The organism is Leuconostoc sp. LN180020 (assembly GCF_014844115.1).
Lineage (GTDB): Bacteria > Bacillota > Bacilli > Lactobacillales > Lactobacillaceae > Leuconostoc > Leuconostoc citreum.
The window spans coordinates 64,804-77,242 of record NZ_CP039736.1; the positions used below are offsets into that span (position 1 = coordinate 64,804).

Sequence of the window (12,439 nt, forward strand, 5' to 3'; positions counted from 1 at the left end):
TATTAATCGACTTTCATTAACGATATACTAGTTTTTATGACTGCTGTCACTACTACTTGCTGAACTAGAGCTACTTTTTGATGCGTCACTACTACTTGATGATGAACTAACACTAGACGACGAACTACTATCTGTTTGTGGGCCACGAGAGATTGTTACCAGCAAAACCATATCTTTTGTAATATTAGAGCCACCGCGAATTGATTGGCTAATGACGTAATCTTTTTTAGTTGTGCCATCGTACTGCGTGTTGAAATTCACAACAATATCGTGTTGTGACGCCCAGTCTTGCACTTGTTGTTGTGTTGCTTTATTTGTAAAATCTGGTACTGTGAATTTAGCTGCACCAGTTGAAACGGTAAACACAACTGTCGTTGATGTCGGATCAACTTTTCCGTCGGCATCAACAGATTGTGACATAATCTTACCTTCAGCCACATCATCAGATGCGCTATCCTGTTTATTCACCGTATAGCCTTGTGCTCTTAATTGTGCTGCTGTCATCGCATAATCTGAGCCAACATAGTCACCAAAACGTACTTTAGCACGACCAGAAGAAATAATGAGGTTAATGGTATCGCCCTTTTTGGCTTCTGATCCGCTCTTAGGACTTGTTCTAACCACATTTCCCTTATCAACTGTCGTTGAAGTCGTTGAACTGACACTGCCCACTGTCAAACCAGCTTTCTGCAATTTGTTCGTTGCACTATCCTGCGTCAGATTGGTTACATCAGGCACGACCAATTTACTGGATTGATAATTTAAAAACATCACAACCAATGCGCCCAAGATGACTACGCCCAAAATTGCCCACGGCCATTTTGGCGCTTTACGAAATTTAATGCCATTTTCTTTCAATACTTGACGGACATAACTTGGGGTGCGATCAACCATTTTAGCAATACTTTTAACCGCATATCCCTTTTTACCATGCTCGATAATCGCATCTTTAATCGATGGCTCTTCTGGCGCGTCATCAGGTAAAGATTTATCGGACGAAACACCAGTTTTTAATTGATCCTGAATTTGTGCCATCGGTATGATTCGTGTCTCATCAGTGGTTTCAGACATCGGCGCAAATCGTTCTTCATCAGATCTTCTTGGTGATAGTGCCGTACTCAAATCATCTGACATCGCAGCTGCACTGCTATAACGATCTTGTGGTCGTTTGGCTGTTGCTTTGAGTATGACATTTTCAAGTGCCTGTGGGATACGTGGATCAAAATCGCGCACAGAAGGCATGTCTTCTGTAGCATGTTTCATCGCAACAGCGACAGGTGTATCGCCTTCATACGGGACTTGTTTAGTCAGCATCTCATAAAGCATGACGCCAAGTGCATAAATATCTGACTTAGTAGAAGCCATGCCACCACGTGTCTGTTCGGGTGACAAATAGTGAACTGAGCCAATAACTGTATTGGTTTGCGTCATATTTTGCAGTGACTTAGCAACAGCTATACCAAAATCAGTAATTTTGACCTGCCCAGCATCATTGATTAGAATATTTTGTGGTTTAAGGTCACGATGAATAATATCAGCAGCGTGGGCGGCTTGAACGGCACTTAAAATCTGTGTCATAATGTCAACGACCTGCTGATAAGGAATTGGAAAATTATCGGTAATGAATGTTTTTAAATCCATCCCCTCAACATATTCCATCACCAAATACTGTGTCCCTTCATATTCACCAGTATCATAGACTTGCACAATATTATCATGCACAAGTTCTGTTGCAGCAATTGCTTCACGTTTAAAACGCTTAGCCAGATTGGTATCGTCTTTCATATCCAATCGCATCATTTTAAATGTCACGTGGCGATTAAGAAACTTATCATAAGCCAAGTAAACATTGGCCATGCCCCCGCCACCAAGCGACTTGATAATTTTATAACGATTGTCTATCACTGTATCTGGTAACATAGTTAGTTTGTATCCTTTTCGTCATCACGGCTAACAAGTAGTGCAGTGACATTGTCTGGTGCGCCTTGCTGATTGGCGGACGCAATTAATTTTTTTGCACGCAAATCAAGCGATATTTTTTCTTGCATAATGCGTTTAATGTTGGTATTGCTTAATACTTTAGTAATACCATCTGAAGTTAAAAAGAGCATATCTTTTTGCAAAAATGGATGTTGATCTATCTCAATATTTGTCTGATCATCAACACCAAGAAAGCGCGTGACACTATCACCATTTGGCAGTTCCTCTGCCGCTTTTTTGGTAATTGTCCCTGCTCGTAACAATTCATTTCTTAAATTATGATCAAAAGAAATTTGTTTTAATCTATTTTTGTGTAGTAAGAATGCTTTAGAGTCACCGAGATTACCAATTATTATCTGGTCATCAAAAATAACGGCCAAAACTAAGGTGGTTGCCATCCTATTCAAGTCTTCATAACGTTGACTAGCTGCTAAAATAACATCATTGACATAGACTGCTGTCTCTTTTAGCCAAGTACTAATTGCTAGCATGCTATTACATGTCGTTTGTTCCCAAGCATGACCAAAATGCTCAACAGCCATAGCGCTTGCAACATCGCCCCCTTCAGTTGAAGTAACCCCATCAGCTACCATAACCATGACACGATTAACTTGATTTGTAAAAGCCCCAACGTAATCTTGGTTCTCTTGTCGTTTAATTCCCGAATCAGTGTGAAATGCGATTTGCATAAACTACCTTATCTTTTTAATACATACTATTTACTGAACTGTTTTCTTTTTGAGTGTAGCGACAAAAAAGCCATCTGTATGATAATCATTAGGATAAATATGTAATACTGTTTCCTGTCGGTTTGATTTCAAGGCTTTGCTTGTCATTGTTGTTACCAATTCGAAATCAGTGTGTTTTGATAAAAAGCGTGCAATCACATCATCATTTTCTTGTCGTAAAATGGTGCATGTGCTGTAAACTATCATACCATTGTCGGCAACATTTTGGCTAACTGAATCCAAAATCTCCCCTTGTAAGCTTGCTAAATTCATAACATCTTCTAATGTTTTATCATAGCGAATTTCTGGCTTACGACGCAATAAACCAAAACCGGAACAAGGCGCGTCGACCAAAATACGATCAAACTTTGTTGCCAATTGGTTGGCAGTTTGGCGCGCATCTAAAACTTGCGCTGTTATTTTGTCTGACACATGTAGTCGCTTAGCATTAGCCTCAATTAGGCGAATCTTATGTGCATGAATATCGAGTGCTGTAATTGTTGCATCGTCAGCAATATACTGTGCAATTTGTGTTGTTTTGCCACCAGGTGCAGCTGCTGCATCCAAAACAGTCTTAACCTGCGTTGTAATTTGTAAAGCCTCAACAGGTAACATGGCACTTTCATCTTGCAACGTCAATAGGCCATCTTGATAGGCCTTTGACCCTGCTACGTGCCCACCAGTAACAACATAAGCATGATCAGCAACCTTAGATTTCACAAAAGTAAAATGCTCATCTAACAGTGCTTGCTCTACCGCTTCGTCAGTTGAAAGTGCCGTATTGACCCGAATTGCTTGGGCAGGAGCGTCATTAATTGAGCCAATTATTTGACGTGTCTTTGCTTCGCCGTTTTGTTCAACTAGCGTTTCAATTAACCAGACGGGCAAACTAGCCTCGACAGATAAACGTTGAATAGGGTTTTGGATTGCATTAATATCTGGCAACCCTTGTCGACTAATATTATGCAGAATGGCAGTAACAAACTTTGCTGTACCAATATGACCAAGTGTCTTAGCTACTTCAATTGATTCATTAAAAATCGCATGTTGAGGTATTTTATCTAAATATTGTAACTGAAACAGTGCTGTATAAAGTAATTCTCGCACCCATGGTTCAATCTTTTTTTGCTTAATAAACGGCGTTAACCAGTAATCAAATGTGAGGCGATGCTGAATGACACCATAGACTAAAGTTGTTAAAAGGCGCTTATCTGAGTCATTCAGCGCATGTTTTTTAATGACTTGATTTAGTTGTAGATTAGAGTATGCACCGTTTTTAATTTTGGCTAGTGTCTGTACTGCCAAAACACGAGGGTTATTACTGTATACGCGTTTATCGCTCATTTTTAATTTTCTCCGCCCATGGCTGGCCTACAACATATGCTTTGCCAGCACCATTGAGATAGGCTTGAATCGGCATTTCTGATTTTCCAGCTGGTTGTAATCTTAGCACCCGCAACACCGTATGATTGGCAGCGGCTATTTTTAATTCTTTTTTATTTTTCTCAACAATATAGCCTGCTGGCTGCGTGGTTGTTTCGTCAAGTGGTTGAACCTGAGTAATTTTTATTCTTTGACCAGCAACTTGAACATAAGCAGGATGTGTTGGATAGAGGCCTCGCACATGCCAATCAAGCTGTTTTGCCGTTTCAACTTCAAAATTCAAGTTTTGCTTATCATGTGGAATATTGGGTGAAAAAGTCACGTCGTCAATCGCTTGTTTAACAGGTGAAATATTACCTGCCGCTATTTTAGGTAATGTTGCTAGCAACAAATCACGTCCAGCAAGACTTAGCTTGTCAAACATTGTGCCAACATTATCAGTTGACGTTATTGGTACTTTGACAACATCAATAACATCCCCCGCATCCATTTCTTTCACCATATACATAATCGAAACACCTGTTTCATTATCGCCATTCATAATAGCGTAGTGTACTGGTGCACCACCACGATATTTCGGTAATAAGGAAGCATGCGTATTAACAGCCGCTATCTGAGCTGCCGCTAGTAATTTAGTTGGCAAGAATTGCCCAAAGGCTGCTGTAATAATAAAATCCGGTTGCCAGTTAATAATTTGCGCCATTTCACTTGAACCGGCAATTTTTTCAGGTTGTAGCACAGGCAATTTGTGAGCTAAAGCGGCAACTTTAACTGGACTTGGTGTCAAAATATGTTTACGGCCCTGTGGACGATCTGGTTGCGTTACGACGGCTAAGACATCATAATTGTCATCCGCCACTAATGCTTCTAAAATTGGTACTGCAAATTGCGGTGTCCCCATTAGTACAACAGTATGTTTCATATATGCCTCTTTTCTCACTTAATACTAACTTTATCTACTGCGCTCAGCGATAGATCATACGATGCCTCGCTAATTAATATTTAAACCACATAGCGCGTTTTAATCCAACAAAAAACACCCGTTAAACCGAGTATCTTAATTACCATTATATCATATAATATTGTAATCTATTTGTCACAAAAAAGAAACAGGGTCACGATCTACACTTAATTGCAAATCATCTTTTGCTTTTTGCGCACGGTTATAAAGTGTCGTCAACAAAACATCCATCTCATCGCGTTGTTTGAATTTTAAAATAATTTGAAAATAGTAGCGATTACGTAATTTCGCAATTGGTTTGGGTGACGGCCCTAAGATAATTACATCATTACTAGCACGCGATTTTAACCAGCGTACTATCTGAAACATTTGCTTAGCTATCGTATTTTCATCTGTGTGGCTAGCCTGAATTTGTATCGTATAAAAATAAGGCGCATAGTTTCCGGCATGACGAACAGCCATTTCTTGCTGATAAAAACCTTCATAATCATGGTTTTTAGCATAAGCAATTGCGTAGTGTGTTGGGTTAAACGTTTGCACAAATACTTTACCCGCTTTTTTTGCACGACCTGCACGGCCACTCACCTGTGTTAATAACTGAAAAGTGCGCTCACTTGCATGAAAATCAGGCAGTCCCAATGCTGTATCCGCGTTTAAAACGCCAACAAGTGTGACATTTGCAAAGTCCAGACCCTTGGCAATCATCTGCGTCCCCAATAAAATGTCGGCTTCATGTTGGCCAAAACGTGTCAACATTTTGGTCATGCTGCCTTTCTTACGGGTTGTGTCTTGATCCATGCGTATAACGCGTGCCTGCGGTAATAGTGTCGCCAGCTCAGCTTCAACTTTTTCTGTTCCTGTACCATAATAACGAATACGTTTAGAGCCACAGTGCGCACATTGCGTTGGAATTGCTTCTTCATGCCCACAATAGTGACATTTTAAAGTCTTGGTATCCATATGTAAAGTCATCGCCAAATTACAATTAGGGTCTCGCGGAACGTAGCCACAATCACGACACATCACAAAACTAGAATACCCCCGACGATTTAACATTAAAATGGCTTGTTCGCCGCGCGCAAGACAGTCATTCAATGCCTGGCGCAGTTGATCTGAAAAATTTGTTTCTGGGCCAGCAGCTAAAGTCTCTTTCATGTCAATAATTTCGACTTGTGGCAAACGCGCCCCCACTGCAGCGCGTTTGGTTAATTGACACAACGCATAGACCCCACGTTGTGCGCGTGCACGGGTTTCAAGTGAAGGTGTTGCTGAGCCTAATACAACCGGAATACGATGATATTCACCACGCCAAAGTGCCACATCACGTGCATTGTAACGCGGATTATCGCTTTGTTTATAAGTCGTTTCATGTTCTTCGTCAACAATAACCAAACCCAAATGTCGTAACGGTGCAAAAACTGCTGAGCGTGCACCGACAACAATTTTCACATCATCACGTTCAATACGACGCCATTCATCATAACGTTCACCATCTGATAAACCTGAGTGTAAAACAGCTGTTTGCGCACCAAAACGTGACTTCACACGCTGCACCATTTGTGGCGTTAAAGCGATTTCTGGCACCAAAAACAATATGGTTCTGCCCTGATTATAAACATGTTGCGCTGCCTGCAAGTAAACTTCTGTTTTACCGGAACCCGTGATCCCTTCGAGTAAAAATGGTTGATATTGCCCTTCATCTGCAGCATGTATAATGGCTTCAAAAGCAGACTGCTGTTCACTATTGAGTGCCAGCGGACTAGTAGGCCCAACAGCAACCGTTGCTAGAGGGTCACGTAATTGTTCAATCCGTGTCTTCGTTAGCCATTGATGCGTTACAGCATGATTTAGAACAGCATCATGAACTGCAAGTTGCGCTTGAAGATCACGCTTAGACCATTTCTCGCCCATATGACCTAAAATAAACGTCAATAATTGCCGTTGTTTTTTTGCATTTGTTTTTAACGCTTGATATTCATTTTCCAAAAATTCAATGTCAGCAGACATTTGATAAGCCAATTGTGTTTTGATATTGGCTTTGTTATTAACTTTAACAGTAACTTCAATTTTCCCTGCACGTCTGAGTCGTGTTATTTTTTCAATGTCTTCAGTTGTCCATTCACGTGCCTGATAAGTTACTTGGTCTAACCCTTTAAATAAACGTTGCTGTGTATCATCGTCAACCTCATCTATCAATGTCAAAATACGCTCATAAGAAGCTTTTAATGCATTGGGAAGCATCGTTTGAAGAATTGTTATGCGAAAAGCAAATGTCTCCGCAGCCAAATAATCAGATAACCGTAGTAGTTCTTCATTTAATACAGGAGTTAAATCAAGTATATGCGTGATCGTTTTTAGTTGTTGTACTGGTACATCGGTATCGGATACGAGGGCAATAACAAAACCCATCACATGACGTCCACCAAACGGGACATCAACGCGCATACCTGCTTGTATGATACCAATCATGTTGTCTGGGACTTGATATGTGTAGGGTTGGTTTGTTTGCATTGTTGGCACATCAACAATGATTTGTGCAAATTGTTTGTTACTCATATTTTTATTGTATCAGACGTGTCTATAAAATGCCGTTTAAAGCAATTAAAAAAAACCAACAAGTGTTGGCTTTACATATGTGCAGTTATCCATTCCCAGACAGAATCTCTACCATACTTTGTTTCTGATGAAAAGAACAAGAAATCACTGGCTGACGAATCAAACCCTAGTTGCTTTTTAATGTTATTTTCATATTTATTAAATTTACTTTTAGAGATTTTATCCGATTTTGTTGCAACAACTAAGATTGGAATATTATAGTAATGTAACCACTCGTACATGGCAACATCATCTTCACTTGGATCATGGCGAGCATCCACCAGACTAATGACGCCACGCAATTGCTTGCGGCTTGTAATGTACTCTTCAATCATGTTACCAAAGGCTTCACGTTGCTTCTTAGATACTTTAGCATAACCATATCCTGGCACATCAACAAAATACAATTGATTTTCAACATCATAAAAATTTAACGTTTGCGTCTTTCCTGGTTGAGAAGATGTTCGTGCAAAATTTTTGCGTTGAATTAGTGTATTTGTTAATGATGATTTACCAACATTTGATCTCCCAACTAAAGCAATTTCGGGTTTGCCATCTGTCGGATACTGCGCTGCGGAGACAGCACTCATCACCATCTCAACATTATTCACATTCATAATGTTAACCTACCTTTTTCAAATGCAACTCAGGCGCGATACCATTTTGTACACTAGCTTTTGTTATAATAACTTTTTCAACATCATCTCTGCTTGGAATGTCGAACATAATATCTTTCATAACAGATTCAATAATTGATCGCAAACCACGAGCACCTGTATGACGCTTAATAGCTAACTCGGCCATCGCTTCTAATGCTTCAGGTTGAAAGACAAGCTCAACATCATCAAGACCTAGTAATGCTGTATATTGTTTAATCAGCGCATTTTTTGGTTCAGTCAATATCCTAGTTAAATCGTCTACTTTAAGTTCATCCAACACAGTCACAATTGGCAAGCGACCAATAAACTCAGGAATTAAACCAAACTTAGTCATATCTTCTGGTTGTACATGTTCTAGGATATTTTCAGAATCTAAAGCGACGGCATTATCGTTCGCATCTGATCCAAAACCAATGACACGCTCACCAAGACGTTCTTTAATAATTGTATCAATACCAGCAAACGCACCACCAACAATGAATAAGATATTCGTGGTATCGACTTGGATTAATTCTTGTTGTGGATGCTTACGACCACCTTGTGGTGGTACGCTGGCATTTGTTCCCTCAAGCAGCTTAAGCAAAGCTTGTTGAACCCCTTCGCCAGAAACATCGCGAGTAATCGAGACATTCTCAGATTTTTTAGCAATTTTATCAATTTCATCAATGTAAATAATGCCATGTTGTGCCGCTTCAATATCAAAATTAGCTGACTGCAATAGCTTTAAAATAATATTTTCAACATCTTCACCAACATAACCGGCTTCAGTCAAAGTTGTTGCATCCGCAATTGCAAATGGCACATTTAAAATACGTGCTAGGCTTTGCGCTAAGTATGTTTTTCCTGATCCAGTTGGGCCAATTAAAGCAATATTTGATTTTTGTAATTCAACATCTGTTGTTGGCGAAACATTTTCATTAATACGCTTATAGTGGTTGTAAACTGCAACGGCTAATGTTTTTTTGGCGTCTTCTTGTCCAATCACATAATCATTAAGCTCTGCCACAATTTGATGTGGTGTTGGCAAAGATAACACTTGTGCTGCTTGGTCCACAGTTAGTTCTTCATTAATAATATTTTGAGCAAGTGCAACACACTCATTGCAAATGAAAACATCATTTGGACCAGCCACAATCTTTTTAACTTCGTTTGATGATTTACCACAAAAACTGCAGTAAATTTCTTCTTCAAATTCTGGTGTCTGCGCCATAATCCATCCTTAAATAATCTTTTTAGTAGATAACTAATAATTAAATACTATTACATTTTACCAGATTGCACTAAAATATATTGAAAAATTATTCCAGTATCGTATGCAACCATGCCTACTGTAAAGTAATCAGTATAGCACAGTGACATATAACTTGAAAAATATAGTGATTAACAGAGGCAAAATAAAAAAGCCTGACGGCCTTTTTATTTTGCCTTTGCTGAGTCAGTAATCTTCTTGATTACTTCACGCATTGCAATATCATGCTTTAATAATGAATCTGATAATGATGAACGCACTTGTTCAGCATCCATGTTATATTGTGTTGCCAAGTTGTTAATTTCTTCAGTAACTTGTTCTGCTGATGGCTCAATCCCTTCAGCCTTAACAATGGCTTCAAGCACCAAGTTTGTCTTAACACGTGTAGCGGCACCTTCTTCGAATTGCTTATGCAAATCTTCTTCAGTTTGGCCTGAAATTTGGAAGAACATTTCACGTGAAATACCTTGTTGTTGTAGTTGTCCCAAATATTGATCAACTTGACGATGAACGTCTTCTTCAATCATTGCATCTGGAATAGCATCTCCATCAACACTTGCATTATCAACAGCCTTTGTAATAACTGCATCTTCAAAGGCTGACTTAGCTGCAGCTTCTTTGTCATCAGCTAGCTTCTTAGCAGTCTTTTCTTTTAATTCTGCTAATGTTTCAACTTCTTCATCAACATCCTTAGCAAATTCATCATCTAATTCTGGCAATTCCTTGCGCTTCAATTCATGAATTTTAACTTCGAACAATGCTTCTTTTCCTGCAAGATCGGCTGCTTGATAATCTTCTGGGAAAGTAACCTTAACTTCAACGTCTTCACCAGCTGTGTGGCCGACAAGTTGTTCTTCAAATCCAGGAATAAATTGTCCTGAGCCAAGTGCCAATGAAAAGTCGTTGGCTTGACCACCATCAAAATGGTCACCGTCAACAGAGCCATCAAAATCAATAACTACTGTATCACCGTCTTCAGCTTTAACTGACTCTTCTTGCAAAACTAATTCTGCTTGACCATCTTGCAAGCGCTTAATTTCAGCATCGACATCTGCGTCAGACACAGCTGTGTCTTCTGCTGCAACTTCTAGGTTCAAATATTCTCCCAGCTTAATTGCTGGCGCAGTTGTTACTTCAGCCTTCAATGTCCAAGCTTCACCCTTATTCATTGAAACTGGTTCAATGTTAGGACGACCAACTGGCGTGATACCGGCTTCTTCAACAGCTGCTTCATAAGCAGCTGGCAACACAATATCCATTGCTTCTTGGTACAAAGCTTCTTCGCCAAACTTTGAGAAGAACAATGCCTTAGTTACTTTACCCTTACGAAATCCAGGGATAGAAACTTGGTTTTTGTTGCGTTGGAATGCTTTTTCCAACCCTTCTTCAACTTGTGCGCGTGAAATTTCAAATTCTAAAGTGCCTTGGTTCTTTTGATCCGCAGCTGGTGTCCAGTTAGACATTGTCAGTCCTCCAAATGTTTTAAATACTTACTAATTTTATCTTAAAAGCTACTAAATCACAACATTTTTGTCATTTTTTTAGAAAGAAGATAATAAATAATTCCTGCAAAAATCATTGTCAGCCAATTTGATCCGACCGTTCCAACAATAAACGGCACATTTTGAAGACCAATATAAAATAATATACTGATAACCCAAACACCATAGGCGCTAAGATTTACCCCATTTGTGTACCAATATATTGTACGTTTATCGAAAGCTGTGACATCATATTGTCGTCGTCGAACAAAGTAGAAATCAACAACCAAAATCGCAATTTCCGGTCCCAAAATCATACCAATGAGATCTAAAAATTTGATAAAGGTATCAATAAAACCACCCGCAAACAATGGGATAAAACTCATTAACGTAGCGACCAATGTGACTAGCCACAAACTAGTCGTTAATTTAAAGCGTGGCAACATGTTGTTTAATGCTGAACCAGCTGCCATTAAATTCACGGCATTAGCGGTTGTTGATGTCAACATGATAACAACTAGAGCGAGTATCCCTAGCCCTAATCTTGCGGCAATCGTTGAGGGATCAGAGGCGTTCGGGTCGAAAGCACTTTCCGATACTGCTGCAGCAATTGTTGTCAACGTCCCAACAATCGCAAACCAATAAACGCCAATTGTCGCTCCCAAAAAAGGTGCCCAGGTTGCTGCTGATTTTTTTGAAGCAAACCGTGTAAAATCAGCCCCTGCCGTTACCCAGGCAAGATTAAAGGCAGCAAATATATCCAGCGCTTTACCAAAGGGCAATATATGATGATCTGGCACCTGCCATTTGGCAATAGCTGTCAATGGTACTTCGCGTAGCACAATGCTTGTTTCCCAAATAACCAACAAAATGACTAAAACAATGCCAATGCGCTCAATCAGCCGAATAGACCGTTGCCCCAACGAAATAGACATCACATGCAGTAATCCCATAACAATGACACCAATAATGATACCTTTCATACCAGCCGGCTTAAATTGTTGTTTACCAAAAATAGCTGCTAACAAATAACTGACAGAAATAGCCGCAATATACGTGTTAACAGCTGCCCAACCCATGAACTGAATCACATTAATGAATGACGGTCCCAACGAGCCCTTGACACCAAAAACTGGGCGCATTAAACGCATAGTCGATGATTTTGTTTTAAAGCCGATATAGCCTACTAGCGCTAAAAACAAATATGCCATCGGCCCTGAAATAAAAATGACCATCAGTGCCCCAACTAATCCAAGCGCCGCTAAAACACCACCTACATACCACGTACCATTATTAGCATTAGCACCAATCCAAGTGGCAAGCTGATCCCAAAAACCCATATTTGTCGTTTTTTCTACACTCACACGCTCTTTATTGTCCACCCGCATTTTCTCCTATCATTG

9 protein-coding genes are annotated in these 12,439 nt (G+C 39.7%); all 9 read right to left on the reverse strand.

What is annotated here, in order from left to right:
* Positions 1-27: 27 nt before the first annotated feature.
* The 9 genes from pknB to FAZ25_RS00450 all read right to left on the reverse strand — a co-directional run bounded on the left by pknB (position 28) and on the right by FAZ25_RS00450 (position 12,418).
* A complete protein-coding gene (gene pknB, locus FAZ25_RS00410) occupies positions 28-1,920 on the reverse strand; it encodes a Stk1 family PASTA domain-containing Ser/Thr kinase (RefSeq protein ID WP_146973200.1) in 1,893 nt (630 codons plus the stop codon).
* 2 nt (positions 1,921-1,922) lie between these two features.
* Complete coding sequence (locus FAZ25_RS00415; protein WP_004904279.1) at positions 1,923-2,669, reverse strand: protein phosphatase 2C domain-containing protein; 747 nt, start codon at positions 2,667-2,669, stop codon at positions 1,923-1,925.
* A 30-nt stretch (positions 2,670-2,699) separates the two neighbouring features.
* Positions 2,700-4,052, reverse strand: a complete 1,353-nt coding sequence (gene rsmB / locus FAZ25_RS00420) for a 16S rRNA (cytosine(967)-C(5))-methyltransferase RsmB (protein WP_040189975.1) — start codon at positions 4,050-4,052, stop codon at positions 2,700-2,702.
* The gene (gene fmt / locus FAZ25_RS00425; RefSeq protein ID WP_182089687.1) at positions 4,042-5,013 is read right to left on the reverse strand and encodes a methionyl-tRNA formyltransferase; all 972 of its coding nucleotides are present in this window, start codon (positions 5,011-5,013) and stop codon (positions 4,042-4,044) included. Before fmt ends, rsmB begins: the two co-directional genes overlap by 11 nt.
* Before the next feature lie 174 nt (positions 5,014-5,187).
* Entirely contained in the window at positions 5,188-7,608 is a 2,421-nt protein-coding gene (gene priA / locus FAZ25_RS00430; RefSeq protein ID WP_048801575.1) for a primosomal protein N', read from the reverse strand.
* Between the two features lie 71 nt (positions 7,609-7,679).
* Positions 7,680-8,264: a ribosome biogenesis GTP-binding protein YihA/YsxC gene (yihA, locus tag FAZ25_RS00435; RefSeq protein WP_004900535.1), complete on the reverse strand. Its 585-nt coding sequence runs from the start codon at positions 8,262-8,264 to the stop codon at positions 7,680-7,682.
* Between the two features lie 4 nt (positions 8,265-8,268).
* Complete coding sequence (clpX, locus tag FAZ25_RS00440) at positions 8,269-9,516, reverse strand: ATP-dependent Clp protease ATP-binding subunit ClpX (RefSeq protein ID WP_040176683.1); 1,248 nt, start codon at positions 9,514-9,516, stop codon at positions 8,269-8,271.
* Between the two features lie 206 nt (positions 9,517-9,722).
* On the reverse strand, positions 9,723-11,018 hold the full coding sequence (gene tig / locus FAZ25_RS00445; protein WP_004904285.1) for a trigger factor: 1,296 nt from the start codon (positions 11,016-11,018) through the stop codon (positions 9,723-9,725).
* Positions 11,019-11,074: 56 nt separating this feature from the next.
* Positions 11,075-12,418: a cytosine permease gene (locus FAZ25_RS00450; protein WP_040190137.1), complete on the reverse strand. Its 1,344-nt coding sequence runs from the start codon at positions 12,416-12,418 to the stop codon at positions 11,075-11,077.
* Between the last annotated feature and the right edge of the window lie 21 nt (positions 12,419-12,439).

Excerpts from the sequence above, each read along its gene's own strand:
- pknB (WP_146973200.1), bottom strand. The coding sequence starts at position 1,920 with ATGTTACCAGATACAGTGATAGACAATCGTTATAAAATTATCAAGTCG.
- FAZ25_RS00415 (WP_004904279.1), bottom strand. The coding sequence starts at position 2,669 with ATGCAAATCGCATTTCACACTGATTCGGGAATTAAACGACAAGAGAAC.
- rsmB (WP_040189975.1), bottom strand. The coding sequence starts at position 4,052 with ATGAGCGATAAACGCGTATACAGTAATAACCCTCGTGTTTTGGCAGTA.
- fmt (WP_182089687.1), bottom strand. The coding sequence starts at position 5,013 with ATGAAACATACTGTTGTACTAATGGGGACACCGCAATTTGCAGTACCA.
- priA (WP_048801575.1), bottom strand. The coding sequence starts at position 7,608 with ATGAGTAACAAACAATTTGCACAAATCATTGTTGATGTGCCAACAATG.
- yihA (WP_004900535.1), bottom strand. The coding sequence starts at position 8,264 with ATGAATGTGAATAATGTTGAGATGGTGATGAGTGCTGTCTCCGCAGCG.
- clpX (WP_040176683.1), bottom strand. The coding sequence starts at position 9,516 with ATGGCGCAGACACCAGAATTTGAAGAAGAAATTTACTGCAGTTTTTGT.
- tig (WP_004904285.1), bottom strand. The coding sequence starts at position 11,018 with ATGTCTAACTGGACACCAGCTGCGGATCAAAAGAACCAAGGCACTTTA.